Here is a 21,511-nt window from a genome sequence, read left to right as displayed (position 1 = left end):
GTCGTCATCGACCTCACGAATCCGGTCAGCAGCGCCCTCGCTACCACCGACACGCGGCTCACCTTCACGCTGACCGACGACGAGAGCGCGCCGACGGTTGCCTTTACGCAGGCGAGCAGCAGCGGATTGGAAAGCACCAACGGAAGCGTGGAAGTCCGCCTCTCGAGCCCGAGCAGTCAACCGGTCGAGGTCGACTTCGGCGTGGACGATGCCGCGAGCACAGCCGACCGCGGACCGGGAGACGACTTTTCGCTGGGCACGGCATCTCCCCTCACCTTTTCTCCGGGACAGACAAGCGCGTCGATCGTCCTCGACGTGAACGACGACGCGCAGGATGAGCTCGGAGAAACCGCGATTCTCGACCTTACTGGAGCGACGGGCGCAACGGTGGACGCACCGAACCGGCACACCTACACGATCGAAGATAACGACGCCCCGCCCTTCGGTGCGATCGGTCCCGGCGGCGTGGGCGACGCATCCACGCTCGCCCTCTGGCTGTCCCCGACCGACGGCGTGACGGAGGACGGAGCCCGTCGGGTCAGCAGTTGGGCCGACCAGAGCGGGAATGCGCGCAACGTGGCACAGTCGAGCGGGGGCAATCGTCCCGCGTTCGACACCGCCACCCTGAATGGACTCGCGGTGCCGGAATTTGACGGCAGTGGGCAGTTTCTAAGCAATACCGACGGAGCAGACGACTTTCTGACGGGGGAAGACGCCTTTACGCTATTCGCCGTCACGCGCTCCAACCAGGCTGGATACGATCAGGCGTTCTTCGACACCGAAGCCCCGGACAACTCCGACGACGAACTCAGCCTCCGCTACGATGATGCCGGTGCCAACAGCGGGCGCAATGACATCCTGAAGCTCGGCATCGTAACCAGCGGCAGTCAGGGCGCGCAACAACTCGAAACCTCGACCTCCATCGGGGGACGAGCGACCCACGTCACTGCCAAACGCATCTACGGCGTGCGGTGGACCGCCGGCTCCGACCTGCAATTCTCTATGGACGGGGTAGAAGACTCCAATCCGGACATCGACGGCGCCGCAGCCACCGGGTCGCTGACGGGTGCAGACAACATTTACGTTGGCATCGGGACGAAAGGCGCCACGGGAAGCACCGGGTGGGACGGCGCCGTCGGGGACGTCATCGCGTACCGCGAGCCCCTGGGACAGACCCGACGGACCATTGTCGAAAACTATCTCTCTGCCAAGTACGACATCGACCTGAACACCGCCAACGGGGCGCTCGACGTCTACGCAGGAGACACGGGCGGCAACGGCGACTTCGACCGCGGCGTATTTGGCATCGGTCGCACGTCGGCTGGCGACTTCCATTCGGCTGCTCAGGCCGACGGCCTCCGATTCGACCTTACTACCGGATTCGAAGATGGAGACTACCTCCTTGCCGGTCACGCGACACCGACCAATAGCGTCAACACCGCGGACATTAGCGGGCCGGCGGGACTTGCTGCACGGATGGATCGCATCTGGTACGTCGACGCCACCAACTCTGGATCGGCCCTGAGAACCTCTTTCCGGTTCGACCTATCCGACGCCGGCCTCGCAGCATCCGTTAACCCGGACCCGTCGGGGTATGTACTCCTGTACCGGAGCGGACAGAGTGGTAGCTGGTCCACCGTTTCGACCGGCGGCGTCTCTACAACCGACGATCAGATCACCTTCTCCGGTGTCTCGTCGGCCAGTCCCGGAGACGGCTACTATACCCTCGGCACCACGGATCGGGCCGACAGCCCGCTCTCCGGTACCGCCATCACCATTGTCGGGAATAGTGGCGACGAGGGCGATGCGACCGTTGGCGAACTGGGCGGCGACGCGGGGTGGCGCCTGATCGGTCCGCCGGTTGAAGGCGCCACGGCGGGCGACATCATCTCCGGCTCGGACACGAATGGATCCGTCATCGAATTCACCGTCGCCCAGGGATCGATGTTCTACCGGTGGGACGACGCGATCGCCGGCTCGCCCAATGACGGGGCATGGAGCCCGATCAACACCGCGTCCACGGCCTTCCAGAACGGGCGAGGCTACCTCCTCTTCCTCTTCGATGACGTGGGCATCCCGGACGCCGACCCGCTGAACCCGTCGATCACGCTCGACGTCGCGACCGGCACCGTGCCGACCAGCAGCATCACCGTCGGGGACGGCGCACCGGCCGGCAGCGATCCCGCCCTCAACCAGGACGCCGCTCTGCACGCGCTCGCCAACCCGTTCAACGAACCGTACGACCTGACGAGTCTGGAGGACGGCAACGGAAACTCGCTTAGCTCCAGCCCTGATTTTCAGGCGACCGTCCAGATCTGGGACGGGGGCGCGACGACCGCCGAAGACAACGCCCAGGCCGGGTCGTACATCACGGCGACCGTTGATGGCACCGCCAGTCAGGACGGCACGGGCAATATGGTGCCTGCCAGCGATGTGATCTCCGCGTGGCAGGGCTTCTTCGTGGAGCGGACGACCCCCGGCGCAGGACCGCAGGAATTCACCTTCAACAACGCCGGCATCACGACCGGTGACCGCCGGATCGTGGGCTCGAAGTCGACGCTCTCGCCTCGCCCCCACGTTCGCATTCCGCTGAAGCTGACCGTGACGGGATCGGACGACGCGCAAGTCGCCCGCGACGAGGCCGCCTCGGTGTTCTTCCACCCCGATGCGACCGAAGAGTGGGACGCCTTCGACGCCTCCAAGCTGACGCCCCTGACCAGCCGATACGCTCTGCTCGGACCGGTCGGTGCTGTGCGCGACACCGCCGACGCACCGGCGATGAAAGCGCAGGAAAGCCGACCTGCGGATGTCGAGGACGTGATGACCATCCCCTTCGCCCTTCAAACCGAAGGGGACGTGACCGGCCAGGCCCGGGTGCAGGTGTCCGACTGGAGTGAGATTCCCGGTACCTGGTCCCTCACGCTGATTGACACCAGAGGCACGCCGGACACCAGCGACGATGTGCAGCACGGTCTTACACAGGGCGCGCCCTATACCTTTGCGCTGGATACCTCCGCGAAGCAGCGATCGGCACAGACGTCATCAGGCGTGCAGCGACGCACGAACGATGCGGTGCGCATGCCGCTCGCCCCACCGCGACCTGACGACCTGATCCTCGCCCCGCCCGCCGCTACGGACACGGGAGCGAAAGCCGGCGCTCTCTCGCCCCCACGCTTCCAGCTTCAGGTTGAAACCGACGGCGCCCTGCCGGTCGAATACGCCCGATTTGATGCCTCAATCAACGATCGCCGCGTTGCGCTGAACTGGGCAACAACGAGCGAACGCGGCAACGACGGCTTTCACGTCGAGCACCAGCGCCTCACGTCGACCGACAGCACGACCTCCCCGGGCGCGTGGCAGTCGCTCGGCTTCGTCGACGGCGCGAACCAGCGTGCACGTACGCGAGCCTACCAGTTCGAGACCCCGGAACTGGACTACGGCACGCACGCCTTCCGCCTGCGACAGGTCGATGTCGACGGCTCCGTGTCCTACAGCCAGGTTCTGAGGACGGACATCCGTCTGGACCGCCCCGTGGCCGTCCAGGCCCCGTACCCGAATCCCGTGCGCCAACGTGCCACGCTGAACGTGACCGTCCGCGACCAACAGAGCGTGCGGATCCAGCTCTACGATATTCTGGGGCGACGCGTGTCAACCATCATGGACGCAGAGATTCCAGCGCAGGAGACGCGAGACATCCAGGTAGATGCCCGCCGGCTCGCCTCGGGGCTCTACTTTCTCCGGATCGAGGGAGATGATTTCTCGACGACGGAGCGCATGACCGTGGTGAAATGACCTCTCTTCTCTCTCTCTGGCCGATCCTTTTCCTCCGCACTTCCAGATTCATGCGCTTGCTTCTCGGCATTTCCGGCCCCTATCGCGTCGTGTTCGCTCGTCGACGTTGGGTGGCCCTTTTGATGATCGGCGTATTCATGATGACGGTGGAGTCATCGCCGGTTCTGGGCCAGTCATCGTACGATGACGGCCCCGCTCCGGCTATGAAGCCGCCTGGTTCCGCCTCCGGTTCCTCCCTTCCCGCATGGGCCGAGCCCCGGCCACGCTCGTCCCCCGCGTCGGATGGACCGGTCTACCCGGACGCGCCGATCACAACAATGAATGGTCCCCCGGACAACCCAAACCGGGTTCCTCTCGGCGGGATCGAGTGGCTCATTCTCGCCGGTGCGGGGTATGGGATCTTCCGCCTGAAGAAATCGGACGGCCACTGACCCACCGGTCGTCGTCCCAATGCTGGCCGGCCGCAACAGATGGTTGCTCGTCCTTCCCGCCGTCGCGGCGATGGCAACCGGTGCAACAGGCATAAGCGGAATGATCACCGAGCCACGGCGGCAGGCGTCGGGACGGAGCGGTCGCGTGCTTGGAAATCAACGTTCCGCTCGGGACCGGATGTCTCGCTCCACGCGGAGCCGAACGAATAATTTCCCCGTCAGCACGTCAGCGCGGGAGAGCAACGACTCATCCGCACGTCTGAGCGTCTGTTAGAAAAGCCGAGTAGGGGCACCATTACGTGAGCCCGCACGCCTGGCTACCTCACTTCTTGCCAGAGCGACGGCGTGAATACCTCCGCGGATGGGGCACCCTGCCTCCGTCTCACGCCACCGTCATCTCTTCCCTTTCGTACGGCCGCGGGCCCACCCGTCCGGTCCGGGCAATACGCAGGGAGCATCGCCTCCGCCGGGCAGCGCATCGGCCTGAAGAATACACATCCGTTACATTTTGCGTGACACAGATCGTCGGGAAGTCACGCATGATCCAATGGCTGTTATCGTGCTAGAGCGGCTCTCCCCCTCGAGCACGTCGCGTGCGGCTCCCTCATGCACGTGAACCGGTGCATTCACCGTTTCCGAAAGACACCGACGGTGCTTCTGGTCGTCCGGTGATCGAGCCGTCTCCTCAGCATACGCCCTATCTGAAGGATGCGTAGCACGCCCGGCTCGCGTGCCCCTTGAACGAGCTGCGTCGTCATCTTCCCCCGAATCGCCCCTGTTCGCGATGGTGCTACCTGGAAAACGCTATTCTCTTCGTTCTGTGCAAGGCGCGTCTCCGCTCCCGATTGCGCTTCTGCTTGCCGCCATCGGGTGGTTGGCATTGTTGACCCCGACAGCCGCGGCCCAGAGCCCAACAGCGGTCACGACGATCGAAAACGGGGATGCAGACATCCGGCTCCAGCTCAACAACGACGGAGGCTTCTACATCCCCGGCACCGTTCTCAGCGACGGCACAGAGAACGACTCGATCCCGACCACCGGCGCCGGCACCCGCCTGATGTGGTACCCGGCGAAGGCCGCCTTTCGAGCCGGGCGGGTCGGCCGATATCGTGATGGCACGCAGTGGGATGCGGCGAAGACCGGCGCGTATTCGGTTGCTATGGGCTACGACTCGCAGGCCGGTGGTGTCGCTTCGGTCGCTATCGGTGGCGAGACAACAGCCAGCGCGCCCGCTTCGGTAGCACTCGGAGATCGGACAACCGCCAGCGGCCTACGGTCCACGGCGATAGGCGCATCCACGACCGCCAGTGCCACAGATGCGACGGCCACGGGTCTGAATACGACCGCCAGCGGGGACGCGTCCATTTCGACAGGATGGAGAACGACCGCCAGCGGCAACGCAGCCACTTCCATGGGCTTCGCGACCACGGCCAGTGGTACCGATGCGACGGCGATGGGCAATAACACAACCGCCGCATCCGGTCACTCCCTTTCGATCGGGAGCTTCAATAGCGCCAACACATCGGCGGACGGCACGCTGTTCGCCGCAGGCAACGGCTCGTTCGGCAGCTCCTCCGACGCGCTGGTCCTGGACCAGGGTGGCAATCTCACGATCAGCGGCACCCTCACCGAAAGCTCGGATCGTCGGCTGAAAACCTCGATCCGGCCGCTGAACAGCGAGACCCTGGCAAAGCTTTCCCGGCTTCGCCCCGTGCGCTATGAGTTTAAAAACCAGGAGACGCATCCCTCCGGTGAGCAGATCGGCCTCGTCGCGCAAGACGTCCGTGGCGAATTTCCGGCACTCGTCCGTGGAGGAGACGGCGATGACCTGGCCCTTTCCTACTCGAAATTTACCGCCGTTCTCCTGAAGGGGCTTCAGGAACAGCAGTCCGTGGTCGATTCGCTGAGCAACCGCGTTCGCAATCTGGAAGCGCAGCAGGAGCGCATCGACCGGCTGCAGGCGCGCCTTTCCCGGGTCGAGTCCGATACGAATGGATCCGTGATCGCCGGTGTCACAGGGTCGCGAGGGGATCTGCTGATCGCCCTCCTGCTCGGCGGCCTCCTCGGTGCGGGATTGCTCTGGCAGCGGCGTCTTATGTAGATCCAGCGCCCACCCCTCGGTCTCGTTTTCGACTCCCCCCTTCCCCATGTATACGCTCCTCCGCACGACCCTTCTATTCTTTCTCTGCCTCTTTCTGACAGGCGTCGCTCACGGGCAGACGCCAACGACGACCATCCAGAACAGCAATAGCGACACCCGCCTCCAGCTGAACTACGACGGAGGCCTCTACATTCCCGGCACGTTTGGCCCGACGACCCCGGCCGACTCGATTCCAGCTTCCGGTGCCGGCACCCGCCTGATGTGGTACCCGGCAAAAGCAGCCTTTCGGGCCGGACGGGTGTTCGACAACACCGCCTTCGGAGTGGGTGTCGACGGCCGCACCTTTTGGGATGCAGCCAACGTCGGCAACTACTCCGTTGCTTTCGGCAATAACACAATCGCGAGCGGCGATGTCTCGTTTGCGGCCGGCCTGAATACGGTCGCCAGCGCTACGAATTCGACGGCCTTCGGCGTGGGCACAGAAGCAAGCGGCTCTGCCGCCACGGCAATGGGGGACCAGACAACTGCCAACGCAGCAAACGCCACGGCAATGGGTCTAAAGACAACGGCAAGCGGGATCGAATCCACAGCACTGGGCGCAGAAACCGTTGCGAGTGAGGCTCAGGCTACAGCGATGGGCGACGGTACGACCGCCAGCGGTCCGAATGCCACGGCGATGGGCGGTGGATCGATTGCCAGCGGCGGTTCTGCCACGGCAATGGGCTTCGACACGGAGGCCAGCGGCGATTTCGCCACGGCGATAGGCAGATCCACGACCGCCAGTAAAAGAGGAGCCACGGCAATGGGCCGCTTCCCAACCGCTAGCGGTGACGCCGCCACGGCAATGGGCTTTTCCACAACTGCCAGCAGCGCGAATGCCACGGCGATGGGCTCCGAAACGACTGCTAACGGAATAAGCGCCACGGCAATGGGCTCCGAAACGACTGCCAGTGACTTTGCCGCAACGGCCATGGGGGAACAGACGACCGCCAGCGGCGAAGCCTCCACGGCGATGGGCAACGGCACCATCGCCTCGAACTTCACGTCTCTCTCGGTCGGCTCCTACAACGACGCCAACAGCACGGCGGGCGGACTCGCCCTCTTCGTCGTCGGCAACGGCACCGGCAGTAGTGACCGCTCGGATGCACTGTTGCTCACTTCGAATGGCACCTTGAAAATCAGTGGCACCCTCAACGAAAGCTCGGATCGGCGGCTGAAGACTTCGATCCGGCCGATGAAAGACGAGACGCTGGCAAAGCTGTCCCGGCTTCGCCCCGTGCGCTACCAGTTCAAGAACCAGCAGACGCACCCTTCCGGTGAGCAGATTGGTCTCGTCGCGCAGGATGTCCGTGACGAATTCCCGGCGCTCGTCAGCGGCGGACAAGGTGACGCGCTGTCCCTCTCCTATTCTAAATTTACCGCCGTTCTTCTGAAAGGTCTTCAGGAACAGCAGGCGGAGATCGACCAGCAGCAGTCTCAGATCGCCGACCTTCGTGACGAAAACGATGCGATTCGCGCGCGGCTTAATCGGCTTGAGAAAGAAGAGCAGGCGGTCCTTGCCGGGATCGCCGGTCCATGGGGACTCGCCCTCCTGTTCGCGTGCGTGATCGGTGGCATGGGCGGGCTTCTGTATGCGCGCCGCACCTCGTATGCCGCACAGACGCCACATCCGACTGAACGCACCTGACACGTCACCCACGGACTCGACGGCTCCTCCTTTCCCCCATCGGATCGCACAATGACTTCTTTGCTTCGACGCACGTCTTCGTCTCAGCATCCTACGAACATCGCTTTCTTCCTCCTCGCAGTGTTCGCTCTGACCTGTACGGCCCGCGTCTCGGCGCAGACCGTCACCGTGCAAAACGGAACGACCCTCCAGGTGCAGAACGGCGCGGTATTCGACCTTGAGAGCGGCGAGATGGACCTCGGCGGTTCCGGCACAACCAACCGCCTCGCCGAATCCTCGGCGGGTCGCGTCACCGGGGGCACGCTCACCGCCACGCGGTCGCTTAACGGTCCATCGGCGGCCGATCCAGCGGGGCTCGGTGCCATCCTCACGTCGGGCGCGAATCTCGGCGCCGTCACCATCACGCGCGGCCATGCGGCGCAGACCGCCTCAAACGGCAACGCGTCGATCGAGCGGTACTACGACATCTCCCCCGCGCAGAACAACGGGGGACTCGATGCCACCCTGGCGCTGACGTATCACGACGCCGAGCGGAACGGCATCTCTGAGGCAGACCTGGAGCTTTTTCGCTCGACGGACGGCGGTTCATCGTGGACGCAGGAAGGTGCCGACGCGCGTACGACGGCACCGACCGGCGGCAATACTGTGAGGCTTTCCGAGATCACCGAATTTAGCCGGTGGACACTCGGCGGCGCGTCGAGTCCCCTGCCCGTCGAGTTGGTGGACTTCGCCGGGAAGCGATCGGGCGAGGACGTACACCTCTCCTGGCGGACGACGTCTGAAACCAACAATGCCGGCTTTCGCATCCAGCGGCAAACGGACCACACCGGGATCTGGCGCGAGGTCGGCTTCGTGGACAGTCGCGCGCCCGGGGGGACGACGACGGAAGCGCAAACCTATCGGTTCGAAGACACGGACTTCCCGTTTGCGGCCGACTCCATGGCATATCGCCTTCAGCAGGTCGACGTCGACGGCACGAAAACCCTCTCGGACCCGCTCGTAATCGATCGGTCGTCCATCGACGAGCCGAAGCTACTCGGCACCTATCCCAATCCGGCGCAGACGCACGCCACGGTTCGCTATGCCGTCCCCGAACGAGCCGAATCGGCCCGGCTCGACCTCTTCGACCTTCTCGGGCGACGCGTCGCCTCGGTCGCAACGGGCCTCGATGCCGGGCGACACAAGCGCACGCTTTCCGTTTCCGACCTTTCCAGCGGCGTGTACTTCATCCGTCTCCGAACGGAGAGCTCGGTCAAAACGACCAAACTGACCGTGGTGCGGTAATCGCCACCGCACGTGTTGCATGACAGCCGCGCCACCGACGGAACGCGCCTCCGGCCCCTGGATGGGGACCCCGGAGGCGTTTGGTATGCAACGTCGTTGAACGAGGCATCGCGGACATCGAGCTACTCCGAAGCAGGAGGCAGTGCGTCGACGGACGGCGGGTCGGAGCGGTTAAGTGCGACGTAGTCGACCAGGTGCTCGAGGGCGTCGAGGTAGGGACGCACGGCCGGCCAGTCACGGCGGGTGGGATCGATATGCCGCGCCTGGCGGATGGAATCCATACGCGCCATCTGGGTGCGCATCTCCTCCTTCTCCGACGCAGTCATGTGCTTCGACATCTCGATGCTTTTCAGGTCGCGCTCGCGCTCGGCCCGGTATTCGGCCGAATCGGCAACCATCTCCATAGCCGTCTCCGCCCGCATGATCCGCTTCTCGAGCGACTCGAACTGCTCACGGGTCATGCCGCGCTCCTGCAGATAGTCCGACTGCCACTGAAAAAAGGCGTGGATCACGTCACTGTACTGGTCTGCATTGGCCTTCATCGCCTCCTGCTTCTGGTGAATCGCGATGCGCAGCCGGATGTAATCGCGTACGTCCTGCCGGTTGAGGGCACGCTCACCTCGTTGCGCTGAGGCGTCTTGAACGGGAAGGAGCGCCATGAACAGGAGCGTGCACATCGCCCAGGTGGCGAACCATTGGGTCGAGACGAAGGGGGCGGGGATTGACATACAGAGACAAGCATTTAGAAAAGAGCGTGACGGGTATCACGACGTGCCCGCACCGATCGGGGCGCCGGAGAGACCGTCCGTCGCCCGACATGGTGGACAGGGAAACATCGCCTACTGTGTATTCATGCGTAGCACGAGGCCGGATGATGCCAGCAATTTGATGAACGAATGATGAAATGCAATTTTCGAGTTGATGAGCGGAGAGACGGACGGCTGTTTGCACGAGTCGTTTGTCGTACGTCAGAAACTGACCCGGAGACGGCTCCCCCCACTGAAGGAGCCTCTCTGAAGGAGTTTTCCGTTCGTTGACCGAAGCCGTTCGCGGCTACATGCTGATGAGTCACAGATCGACGGATGTTACTCAGCTTCTGCAGCACCTTCGCGATGGAAAGGAGGAGGCGCTCGATGATCTCATGAAGGCGGTGTACGAGCCGCTCCGTCGCATTGCACACAACCAGCTTCAGAGTGAGCGAGACGATCACCTTTTTCAGACGACGGAACTGGTCCACGAAGCGTACGAAAAGCTCGTCGATCATCACGCCGTTGATTGGGAGGACCGGCAGCACTTCTATGCGGTCGCGGCGCGGGCGATGCGGCAGATTCTCGTGGACGTCGCCCGAAAGCGGACGGCGACGAAGCGGGGCGGCGACAAGCGGCGTGTCGCGTTCGATCCGTCGATGCACCGTGGCGACATCGGGCCGGAGGACGTGGTGCTCGTAGATGACCTTCTCGACCGGTTGGCCGACCGTGACGAACGGATGGCCAGAGTCGTCGAGTGCCGCTTTTTCGGAGGATACACCATCGCCGAGACGGCCGACGTGCTTGGCGTTTCCCCGTCGACCGTGAATCGCGACTGGCGGTCGGCCCGGGCCTGGCTAAACCGTGAGATGATCGAACACACGAACGGCACGTCTGCCGGGCAGAACAAATCCAGCGAAGGGACGGCCGGAGCACACCGGGACGCCGGCGACGGTTGATGGACACGCCTGCAACCTCCGGGGAAGGCTTCGCGGCCAGACGGGCCACTTGCTGCATGGAAGCTCCCGGATCTTCTTCGCTCGCTGGGCTCGACCTCACCTCTTTGAAAGGACCTCATGACCGACGCGGAGTGGACCCGTGCGAAGGCCGTTCTAAACGACCTCCTGGACGCAGCGCCCGACGATGCGACGGCGTGGCTACAGGAACGGTATGCGGATGAACCGGAGTTACGCGCGGATGTGGAGAGCCTCTATCGAGCGTATCGGAATGGGGCGATTCGCGACCACGAGGGCGCGGCAACATGGCTTCAGCCCTCTGCCGGCGGCGCTTCGACCGCAGGCGGGTCGTCGTCCGGGACGCGCCCGTCGAGGGAATCCCTTCCGGGCCTGCCAACGAAAGACGAAGAGGCGGACGGTCACCTCCCACGACACGGCCAAGAAACCGTCGGACGCTATCGCTTAATCGAGAAGATCGGCGACGGCGGAATGGGTGTCGTGTACCGGGCGGAGCGATCGGATGGAGCCTTCGAGCGGCCCGTGGCGGTCAAGTTGCTTCGCCGCATCGTATCGGCCGGAACGGAGCGCCGCTTTCGGGCCGAACGCCAGGTCCTTGCCAGCCTCGACCACCCCAACATCGCGGGTCTCATCGACGGCGGGGTGACGGCGGAGGGTCGGCTCTACCTCGTCATGGAGCTGGTGGATGGCACGCCGATCACCGAATACGCCCGCACTCACAGCCTGACCGCGACCGAACGGGTGGAGCTTCTCACCCAGGTCATCGATGCCGTCTATGCAGCGCACCAGAACTTGGTCGTCCATCGTGACCTGAAGCCGTCGAACGTTCTGGTCACCGAGACGGACGCCGGGCCTCAGGTGAAACTGCTCGACTTCGGGATTGCCAAGATCCTCGACGAGGCGCTCCCCGTCACGCGCCCGGTTACGCGAACGGGGCACGCACTCATGACGCCGGCCTACGCCGCCCCGGAGCAGATCGCAGGCGACGAGATATCGACGGCGACCGACACCTACCAGCTTGGCGTGCTCGCGTATGAGCTGCTCACCGGACGACCGCCCCTCGTCGACGGGGAGACCGAGCGGCGACAGATCGAGCGGCGCATTCTCAAGTCCTCGCCCGCTCCACCGTCGTCGCAGCCCGCAACGCAAGGGATCGACCCGCGGCGGCTCGGCGGCGATCTGGATACGATTCTGCTGAAGGCGCTGCGGAAAGAGCCCGGACGACGGTACGCCTCCCCGGATGCGATGCGGCGAGACCTGCGGCGGCATCAAAACGACGAGCCGATCGAGGCCCGTCCTGCCACACTGAGTTACCGGACGAAGAAATTCGTCCGACGAAACCAGTGGGGCGTCGTTACGGGAGCCGCTGTTCTGTGTCTCACACTCGTGCTCGGCGGGTTCATCCTACGTGAGCGCAACGCAGCCGAACGCCAGGCCAGGAAGGCCGAGGAGGTGTCGTCCTTCCTCGTTCAGCTCTTCGAAGCCGCCGACCCGAACCGGGCGGCCGGCGACTCGGTCACGGTGCGGGCGCTGCTCGATCGAGGCCAGGACCGGCTGCACACGATCAACGAACCGGCGGCAAAGGGGCAGATGGCGCACGTGCTCGGTCAGACATACCGTCGGCTGGGCGAATTCGAGAAGGCGCGAACGCTCCTCCAAACGTCGGTTCGCGTCCGGTCGGCGCTGCGCGGAGACGATCACCCCGAGACGCTCGAGAGCATGTCGGCACTCGGGTTGCTGGAGCGCGATCAGGGCCGGTATGCAGCTGCTGACACGCTGATGGAGCGCGTGGTAGCCGGACGCCGAGCGCTCCGTGGACCGACGGACTCAACCGTCGTGCAGGCGCTCATGTATCACGGGTTCATCCAGCGAAAACTCCGGCAGACCGAAGAGGCAGAGAAGCGTCTTGAGGCCGCCCTGCGTGCCCACCGGAGCCGCAGGGACACCGCAAACATTCTTACGGCAGAACTTCTCTTCAACCTGGCCAGTCTGTTGAAGACGCAGGGCAAACTAGACGAGGCGCTGCCCGTTCAGCGCCGTTCGCTCCGCCTCGTAGACTCCCTGACGAACGGCCCCCACCCCGGGCGAATCGCAAACCTGAACAATCTCGCCCTGCTCCAGACCCGGCGCGGCGACCTCGACGCAGCGGACGGCCTGTACACAAGATTGCTGGCGGAGGGCACCGAGGTGTACGGGCCGGAGCACCCGAACCAGATCCGGTGGCTGTCGAACCTCGGCAGCCTGCATACGGAAATGTTCGAGTATGAACGCGCCGACTCGCTGCTCAACCGTGCGCTGGCCCTGAGCGAGAAAACGCGAGATGGCCCCCACCCGCAGACGGCCGTCACCTTGCACAACCTGGCGGTGAATGCCCACGAACGTGGAACCTTCGCCCATTCGGATTCGATGTATCGGCGTGCTCTCGCCATGATGAAAGACGTTCACGCGCAGCCCGACCGGAGAACCGCTCGCGTGACCTCGGACTACGGGCTCCTGCTGGTGCACATGGAGCGCCTCTCGGATGCGGACAAAATGCTCCAACAGAGCCGGCGCGCGTTTCAGTCCATTCATGAAGAGGTCCACCCGGAGAGGGGAGACGTCCTCGTGCGTCTCGGCCACCTTCGTCTGAGCCAGGGACATCCCTCTGAAGCCGACTCCCTCGCGCTGGCGTCGCTCCGACACTATCGTACCGAGACCGATACGTCGATCGCGGGCCTGTTCAACGCTCGTTTGCTCGGAGCTCGGGCCGCGCTGGCCCTCGGCGAACCGAGCCGCGCCCACGCGTTAAGGCGCCAGGCGGCGTCTCACCTGGATTCCCTCCCCGGCTCGGAGACGTGGCAGCGGCACGTTCTTAGAACCGTACGTGGCAAAATCGCGCTCGAACGCGACTCGCTGGCCCGGGCGAATCAGCTTCTCGACGAGGCGCATACGGCGCTACACGCGACGCGAGGCGCAACGAACGTGCATACGGTGGCGGCACGTGAAGCACTTCAAGCGGCACAAGCGCGGGAAAAACGCCTCCGGTAAAAACAGGACCTTCCCTGCTAAGCCGTTGTCCCGCGGCCTGCAAGTCCCGAGCGCCGCCCGGTCACGGCGACGGACGTGCTAGCCTCCGTCCTGTTCGATCTTTCCCAGCCAGCGGCGGATCTGCTCATAGACGTCAGGGTCGCTCAGCAGGTCAAAATGACTCCGCGCGGCAAACAAGCGCTGCTGCGACGGCGGGATCTCCAGGCACCGCTCCGGGTCGGCGTGCTCTCCCAGAGCGCTCGCGACCGGGACCAGCCCGTCGTCCGGCACCTCCCGGTGACGTATGCCCGACCGACTGTGCAGCGAGGCGGCGATGGCGAAGCAGGTCGTCCCCGCCGGGAGCGGTAGCGTCCGACTCCGTGTGCTGCTGCCATCCGATGCGCCTCCGCCGTGGCACAGGTCGTTGATCCCCGCGCTACGCATGCGACCGATGCGACTGATCGGCTCGGTATACGGGCTTCGGCCCAGCGCACGGTCCACCCACTGCCCGGCCCGCTCCATCGGTGCGCCATGATGCGGCGTTCCCAGAAACACAACCGTTCCGAGGCGCTCGGGCCACGTAAGACCCACCCGACCGGCATGATCCCACGCGCTGCGGATCACGAGTCCGCCCATGCTGTGACCGATCATGGCCATGTTCGGCGACGGCTCCGGCCATTCCCGGACGAGGCGTTCCATCAACTCGGAAAACCGCCGGCCGTTTTCCTCAATCCGCCGACCGGTGTTGTAGTGGACGTAGAGGGGCGCGTACCCGAGATCGCGTGCCAGCGCCGCCCCGTGGTCGTGGCCGTCCCGGTGCCATTGCAGATCGTTCATGCAGAGCCCGTGCAACAGAATCAGCGGGCGCGCGCTGGCCGATCCGACGTAGCGCCGCAGCGTCTCTCGGTCCGGGGAAACCGGACAACCGTCCACACGCAGACGCATCGATATAGAGAGCGGGTTGTTCGACGCCGCGAGGTGATCGCCGAGAACGCCGTTCAGCGCAGCAATCACGGCTTCCCTCCGGCGCGAGACCGTATGGTTGGAACCGGATGTGTTCAGAAACGGCTTGACACCTTCAACCAGGGCCCCTGCCCCCAGCCCGACAAGCCGGGAGACGACACGGATACTACGATACACGAAGCCCGCGATGCCACGCTTGCGGCCGCGCCGCCCATTGCCGACAAGCGGCACCAGGCCTGAAATATTGTGATGCATCGCCTCGACGACCTCTGTGGCCCCAACCACGCCGTCGACGACTAACTGTCGCGCCCCCTGCAGATCCGCCACCCTCCACTGCCGGTTACTCGTCGGGCGATATGCCCCGGTGGAACGATCCGCGGGACAATCGACGCGTTCAGGGGTCTCTGGCATAACGGATGGACGAGGGCCGTCGGGGCATCGGCCCAGTGCGTCGATGGGAAAGGTTGGAAAGTTGCGAGCAGCAGTCGCATTGGAGCTCGACCAATCACCGCATGTCTATCTAACGAATGGATCCCGGCGCGGCTCCTGAGGGATTCCGCCGCAGCCAGAGCCTACGCATGTCTCCTGTCGAATTGGCCCCATGCCCATGAATCGCGACCGCGGAAATCCACCGGAAAGCAACGCCATGGGGGAGAAGCCACGCTGGATCCGCCGGGTGTGTCGGCTTTACATGCATGTGCGGTCGCTTCTGGAGGCCGCGGAGTTTCGTCTACTGATCGCCATTGCCGTGCTCGCTGCCGGAATCACGGGGTTCGTCGCGGTCGCCGACGCCGTTGTCGAGGGCGAAACCCGGATGGTCGACGAGCGAATCTTGCTCGCCTTCCGAACGGCCGGCGACGTCGGCGACCCGGTCGGGGGACCGGCCGTCGAGGAGGCGGTCCGCGACCTCACCGCCTTCGGAAGCGTACTGCTCACGTCAACCTTTACGCTGATCGTGGTCGGGTTCCAGTTTCTCGACCGGCGACCGCGGCGGGCCGCGTTCATTTTAACCTCCGTCCTTACCGGCGTAGGCGTCATTTTCGCCCTGAAGATTGGGTTCGACCGCCCCCGCCCCAACCTCGTGCCGCACGCCATGGAGGCGCTGTCCCCAAGCTTCCCCAGCGGCCATGCGGCGACGTCCGCTGTCGTCTACCTCACGCTCGGCGCCCTCGGAGCCGACGCCCTGTCGCGGCCCCGGTTAAAGGTGTTCGCCATCACCATCGCCCTGCTGATCACGGTGGGCGTCGGCTTCAGCCGGGTGTATCTGGGCGTTCATTGGCCGACGGACGTGCTGGCGGGATGGACCATGGGGGCGACGTGGGCACTTGTATCCTGGCTTCTGGCGCATGAGTTCAGCCAGCGGGGATGGATCGAGAGCGGAAGCCGACTCGTCCGGCGAGAGAATGCGGAGGAAACCCAGTTCGGGAACGGATAAAGACGGTAAATCGGACTTATTGTGTGGCTCCATTGGACTCCATCCCCGCCTCGTACCCGCGCTGATAGGCGTCTTGCAAGCCATTGTAGAACTCGGGTCCAGCGAGGAATAAGGAAGCCACAATCGCAATAGCACCGGTCGCCGCCACGGACCAGCCCCACTGCGTATCACGCTTGACAATGCCCACGGTGATCATGATGAGCCCGGAGATAATGAGAACGTCCCAGATCATGTCGTCTCGATACATTGAGGAAAATGTCCGCGAGGACCGCAACGTCCACGCTCACGAGCGACGCACAGAATCGATCCCACGATCCTCTCTCCCGGCGACGCCCTTCGGTATATGGTAATCGGCGGCAACAATTCACCTTATAACCGAGCCCGCATATACACATTGTTTTCAGGCGGTGTTTGACTCGTCTGTGCAGCGTCACGACGCGTTCAGTCCGCGCGAGTTGCTGCAGCCTCCAGCAAGACATCCCAGGCCGGCTTCGGCGACCCGTCCGACCGAACGACACCGAGGAAACAGAGATAGTCGGCAAGACGCTCCGCTACGTCGTCCGGCAGGTCATCCAGTTCATCGCCGAAGATCAGATCTCGCACCGTCCGGCAGGTCGACTCATCGAAATCCTGAAAGGTGAACACCGAGGCGAAGCGGACCTGTTCAGACGTTTCGATCTCCGAGAAGAGCCGCTCGAAGCATCCGCGTTGCCACGACTCCGACGCACCCATAGAGGCAGGGCTCGGACACGTCAGTTCTTGAATAAGGATCGGGCCTTCGCCGTAGGCGGCGAGGACGTCGCGAAAGTCCGGCGCGATGTCATCCTGGTCTTCGACAAAGAAGTCGTCTTGAATGGGCGCGTAGTTGATCGGCACGACGTCGCTCACCGAGCGGATCGCCTGATACGTCCGGGTTTGCTCACGGACGGCCGGCGTCGTCAGGGTGACGCCGACGGCGAGGCGTGGCTCGATAGCGTGGACGCGCTCCCGAGCGGCCTCTACGAACTGAACGTATGCACCTCGCTCACCGGGAAACTCCCCGTCGAGGCGGGCATCGATCTCGTTCCCAACTCCGAGAAAGAAGCCCCCGTTCTCCATGAGCACCGGCACGATGCGATCCAGGAGTGCGCCAAACCGGTCGAGGACGGCGGGATCATCCAGGGCAACGCCGTCTGCCAGGCCGCCACTCCCATCGGAGAGTTCTTCGGGAAGGTTATACGACTCGATGTCGCCGACCGTGACGTTCACGAATGGACGGATGCCGAGCCCGTCCAGCGTCTGGAGCGTCGCGGTAAACGTGTCAAGCGTGTAATCGCCCGGTGCCGGCTCGAGGTCGGCCCAGTCGACATAGTATGTAAACCCGTTGAGCCCACGCGCGACCGCGCTATCAAGGAGCGCTCGTTCCGGTGCGTCGAGGCTGTTCAGATCTGCACCGCCGTAGAGCGTGGTCCCCAGCGTGAGCCCGGGATCGAGCAGCGGAACCGACGCAGCGTCGGTGGCCGGCGGATCCGAGTCGCTGGGATCAAGACCGGTCGTGGAGCAGGCCGTCACCGGGAACAGAAGCGCAAGGAAAACCACCGATCGAAGCGAGACGAGCATGGCGCTCTGGGTCGGAATGTCGAATGCGTTTGCTTAAGAGCCGCCCCTTCATTCGCCGAGGTAACGGCCGATTGCACGTGTCAACCCGGCGTGCCACACGCGTCGATGGCCCGCGATCACGGGAAGAACGCGGACCACGTCAGGCGCATCCCGATCCCGAACTCGACCAGCGTCCGGTCGTCGCAGAAGGCAAACCATCCATCGCTTCCGCACGCCCCGAGTTGCGGCGCGTGCACGCCAATGCGACCGGTGAATCCAAAGACTGGCGTAAGCGCGTAGTGGACCTGCGCGCCGGCACTCCACCCGATCGAAAACCCATCCGGCGTGATGGGTCGAAGCCGGGCGTCTCCCTCCTGCTCGGCAAAGACGGCATCGATATCCGTTCCGGTCAGTAGAAGGTATACTTCGGGCTGAAGGCCGGCGGTCGATGGAAGCGGCTGCACGGCAAGGCCCGCCCCGACGACCGTCATCCGGGCATCGCCATCGAAGGCCCGCGGGGAGCAATCCGCACCCGGAGGTACCAGCCCGGTACAGGGCGACCGGCGAATCGACGCATTCTCGACGTGGTGCGACGCGGTGAGGCGAACGGCGAATCGGTCGCTGACCGGTAGATCCAGGTAGCCCCCCAGTCCGGCCGGATCCTGCAGGGCCTGACCATACCCCGCGCGGGTCATCGCGTATTCGATGCCAAGGTCTTGAGCATGTGCTCCGGGAGAACATCCGAGGACAAGAACGAGAACGGCGGCGATGACAGACCGGGGACGGATCATGACGCAAGGACCGGGGAACCAAGAATAATGTCGGGACGAGCAACGAGGCACTCGTTCAAACGACGGAACGTCGCATGATAAATACACACGAGTTCGAACACCAGCACCATTGCCGGAACGGGGACGTCTGTTCATCTGCTGTTTGGCCGATCGCCAGGGTTGCAATCCGCGTCGGGGCTTCGCACCATGAAGAAGGCCGCCCCCTCTCTAACGCTCGTTCCCATGCGATCCGTCACCGCCGCAGGCATTGCCCTCCTCGCCACCTTTCTCGTTTTACCGACGGTGGCGCCCGATGCGTCCGCGCAGTGGACCAACCGGTATCCGAAGGTCGACGGATATGGGCACCACGTGTATCTCGAAGGATTCGAGCTGCCCATTCTCACCTCCGGCCCGATGGATCCGGCGCCTTCCCCCGACGGTGAGCACGTCGCCATCGCGGCGCGCGGGTGGATCTGGCTGCTGGACCCCAAATCGGGCGTCGCCACACAGTTGACGACAGGTCCCGGCGTGGACAGCCGACCTACGTGGTCACCCGACGGCTCCCGCCTCGCATTCGTCCGCGACGACGCCGAAGATACCGACCTCATCGTTCGCTCCATGACGGGTGGCGCGGAGGAGACGGTCGTATCTACCGATGCGATCGACCTCGACCCGCACTTCGGACCGGACGGCACCTCGCTCTACTACGTATCGGCCGACAGCGGGTCGATCGACCTATGGCGGGCCGATCTGTCGAGCGGCACCCGGACGCGGCTCACCGCGGGCGGACAGCTGGCCCGCACGCCGGTCCCGACACCGGACGGGTCGGCTGTTCTCTTCCTCGAAAAAACGACGGGCACCGCTCCAGACGAGATCGTGCATCTCGCCCTGAACGAGGACGGCACCCCCGGCGAGCGGACCGTCCTCGCGACGGAGCACATCGCTTCACAGGCAGACCTGACGCTGGCACCGGACGGTCGCACCCTGGCGTACACGTGGCCACACGAAGACGGATTCGAGCTGCGCCTCCTGGCCACAGACGGGCCGACCAGCTCTGTTCGGCTGGTGGGCGAAGAGGACCGCCCCCTGGCCCCGGCGTTTTCTGCGGATGGCACCCACGTGTGGTTTGCCGTGCCGACGGAAAACGAATCCACCGCCCTACGACGGGTGCCAACGGCCGGCGGGCCGGTCGAGGACATCACCGTCAGAGCGTGGCAGTGGCAGCAGGAGCCCGGCACCGTCCGGATCCGAACCCGGATCGACGGTGAAACGGCCCCCGCCCGGCTCTCCGTAACCGATGAGTCCGGGCATCCCGTCGTGCCTGATGCCGGCATGATTCGCTTCGATGGATCGACCGGGCGCGTGTTCTACTACTCGCCCGGCGTCATGGAGGTGAAGGTCCCACCCGGCGAGGTACGGGTATCGTCGGTACAGGGACTCCGCACGCCGGAGGCATCTGCTACGGGCACGGTCGAGTCGGGCGAAACGGCTGAGATGGTAATCGATCTGTCGCCCGTCTGGAAAGCAAGCGAAGCCGGGTGGGCATCCGCCGACCACCACTTCCATCTGAACTACGGCGGGCCATATACGCTATCGCCTTCTGACCTCCATGCCGACATGCGAGGGGAGGCACTGGACATTGCCAGTCCTCTCCTCGCCAATCTGCACGACCGGTTCCTCGATCAGGGCCTGTGGGGCTATGAGGACGATCCCGACGCGCCGATCATCGAGTTCGGACAGGAGATTCGATCTCACTTTCTCGGCCACCTGAAGCTCCTCGGCACGGACGACCTGTTCTGGCCGTGGGTATGGGGGCCGTACTACCAGGTTTACGGTGAAGACGACCGGACGAACGCCGAAGCGCTCGAGCACGCGCATCAGCAGGGCGCCCTGGGCGGGTACGTGCATCCGGTCGTCGTCCGCGACGCTTTTACGGACCGGGGCGCACGGACCGTCCCGATCGAGCTCGTCGCCGATGCCGTGCTGGGTCACGTCGACCTCATCGAGGTCGGTTGCATGTGGACGGACGAGATCGGCACGGCCGGCCTCTGGCACCGCCTCCTCAGCCTGGGTCTCTCGACGCGCGCCTCGGCGGGGAGCGATGTGATGAACAATTACTACCGGACGATGGCCGTCGGCGCAACGCGCGTCTACGTGCGGCACGACGGGTCGGTGAGCTACGACACGCACCTGAAGGGCCTCCGCGAAGGACGGAGCTTCGTGACAAATGGTCCGATGCTCGACGTTCAGATCAACGATGCACGTCCGGGGGAGGTCGTCGACCCGGGCCCGGCGGATTGGTCGCTTGACCTGCACAGTGCGGTCCCGGTCGACAGCGTGACCGTGTTTGTCAACGGAAACGCCGCGTGGACCGGCACCGGACTGGACGAGGCCGGAAGCCGACGTATCGATGGACAGCTCGACCTTCCGGACGGCGGATGGGTCACCGTTCGAGCACACGGCGGGGAAAGCCGCTGGCCGATGATGGACAGCTACCCGTTCGCCGAAACGAATCCCATCTGGATCGGTGCCATCGGGAGTACCGACCCGGATGCCCGGCAAGCAGCGGCACGCGACCTTCTTCAGGTGCTTAATGCATCTGAAGAACGCCTCCACCGCGGATACGGCGACACGCCGACCCCCACGCTTACCCGCCACTTCGAGCAGGCGCGCGAGGCGCTGAACCGGCACATCCGGGAGTAACCGCTCCGCATGACCTGCCCGGTGCCGGATCGCAACCATCT

14 protein-coding genes are annotated in these 21,511 nt (G+C 64.4%); 9 read left to right on the top strand and 5 right to left on the bottom strand.

Annotated features, from left to right (window positions below; translation table 11 throughout):
• From ACFCU0_RS05295 to ACFCU0_RS05275, 5 genes are all read left to right on the top strand, one after another.
• The coding region (locus ACFCU0_RS05295; RefSeq protein ID WP_434972625.1) for a T9SS type A sorting domain-containing protein at positions 1–3,792 on the top strand (3,792 nt) is incomplete at its 5' end.
• 50 nt (positions 3,793–3,842) lie between these two features.
• Entirely contained in the window at positions 3,843–4,223 is a 381-nt protein-coding gene (locus ACFCU0_RS05290) for a hypothetical protein (protein ID WP_434972624.1), read from the top strand.
• Between the two features lie 820 nt (positions 4,224–5,043).
• On the top strand, positions 5,044–6,324 hold the full coding sequence (locus tag ACFCU0_RS05285) for a tail fiber domain-containing protein (RefSeq protein WP_434972623.1): 1,281 nt from the start codon (positions 5,044–5,046) through the stop codon (positions 6,322–6,324).
• 46 nt (positions 6,325–6,370) lie between these two features.
• Positions 6,371–8,011: a tail fiber domain-containing protein gene (locus ACFCU0_RS05280; RefSeq protein ID WP_434972622.1), complete on the top strand. Its 1,641-nt coding sequence runs from the start codon at positions 6,371–6,373 to the stop codon at positions 8,009–8,011.
• Between the two features lie 51 nt (positions 8,012–8,062).
• Complete coding sequence (locus ACFCU0_RS05275; protein ID WP_434972621.1) at positions 8,063–9,295, top strand: T9SS type A sorting domain-containing protein; 1,233 nt, start codon at positions 8,063–8,065, stop codon at positions 9,293–9,295.
• A 122-nt stretch (positions 9,296–9,417) separates the two neighbouring features.
• Here ACFCU0_RS05275 and ACFCU0_RS05270 read toward each other — a convergent pair whose 3' ends face one another.
• Positions 9,418–10,023: a hypothetical protein gene (locus ACFCU0_RS05270; RefSeq protein WP_434972620.1), complete on the bottom strand. Its 606-nt coding sequence runs from the start codon at positions 10,021–10,023 to the stop codon at positions 9,418–9,420.
• Between the two features lie 305 nt (positions 10,024–10,328).
• On the opposite strand from ACFCU0_RS05270, the gene ACFCU0_RS05265 reads away from it, so the two are divergent.
• Positions 10,329–11,000 carry an ECF-type sigma factor gene (locus tag ACFCU0_RS05265; protein WP_434972619.1) on the top strand — a complete coding sequence of 224 codons (672 nt, stop codon included), beginning with the start codon at positions 10,329–10,331 and terminating at the stop codon, positions 10,998–11,000.
• Between the two features lie 117 nt (positions 11,001–11,117).
• A complete protein-coding gene (locus tag ACFCU0_RS05260) occupies positions 11,118–14,042 on the top strand; it encodes a tetratricopeptide repeat protein (protein WP_434972618.1) in 2,925 nt (974 codons plus the stop codon).
• Between the two features lie 78 nt (positions 14,043–14,120).
• Here the strand turns inward: ACFCU0_RS05260 and ACFCU0_RS05255 are convergent, their stop codons facing one another.
• Complete coding sequence (locus ACFCU0_RS05255) at positions 14,121–15,395, bottom strand: esterase/lipase family protein (protein WP_434972617.1); 1,275 nt, start codon at positions 15,393–15,395, stop codon at positions 14,121–14,123.
• A gap of 196 nt (positions 15,396–15,591) precedes the next feature.
• On the opposite strand from ACFCU0_RS05255, the gene ACFCU0_RS05250 reads away from it, so the two are divergent.
• Entirely contained in the window at positions 15,592–16,419 is an 828-nt protein-coding gene (locus ACFCU0_RS05250; protein ID WP_434972616.1) for a phosphatase PAP2 family protein, read from the top strand.
• Positions 16,420–16,435: 16 nt separating this feature from the next.
• Here the strand turns inward: ACFCU0_RS05250 and ACFCU0_RS05245 are convergent, their stop codons facing one another.
• The 3 genes from ACFCU0_RS05245 to ACFCU0_RS05235 form a co-directional block, all read right to left on the bottom strand.
• Positions 16,436–16,651, bottom strand: coding sequence for a hypothetical protein (locus ACFCU0_RS05245; protein ID WP_434972615.1), 216 nt, complete (start codon positions 16,649–16,651; stop codon positions 16,436–16,438).
• A 209-nt stretch (positions 16,652–16,860) separates the two neighbouring features.
• A complete protein-coding gene (locus ACFCU0_RS05240) occupies positions 16,861–18,018 on the bottom strand; it encodes a hypothetical protein (RefSeq protein WP_434972614.1) in 1,158 nt (385 codons plus the stop codon).
• Between the two features lie 116 nt (positions 18,019–18,134).
• Entirely contained in the window at positions 18,135–18,788 is a 654-nt protein-coding gene (locus ACFCU0_RS05235; RefSeq protein WP_434972613.1) for a hypothetical protein, read from the bottom strand.
• A gap of 222 nt (positions 18,789–19,010) precedes the next feature.
• Between ACFCU0_RS05235 and ACFCU0_RS05230 the strand changes: the two genes are divergently transcribed.
• Positions 19,011–21,470, top strand: coding sequence for a CehA/McbA family metallohydrolase (locus ACFCU0_RS05230; protein ID WP_434972612.1), 2,460 nt, complete (start codon positions 19,011–19,013; stop codon positions 21,468–21,470).
• Positions 21,471–21,511: the final 41 nt, after the last annotated feature.

The organism is Longibacter sp. (assembly GCF_051155795.1).
Taxonomy (GTDB): Bacteria; Bacteroidota; Rhodothermia; order Rhodothermales; family Salinibacteraceae; genus Longibacter.
Note: the sequence above shows the minus strand (reverse complement) of the source record. Positions and strands in the feature narration are given on the sequence as shown.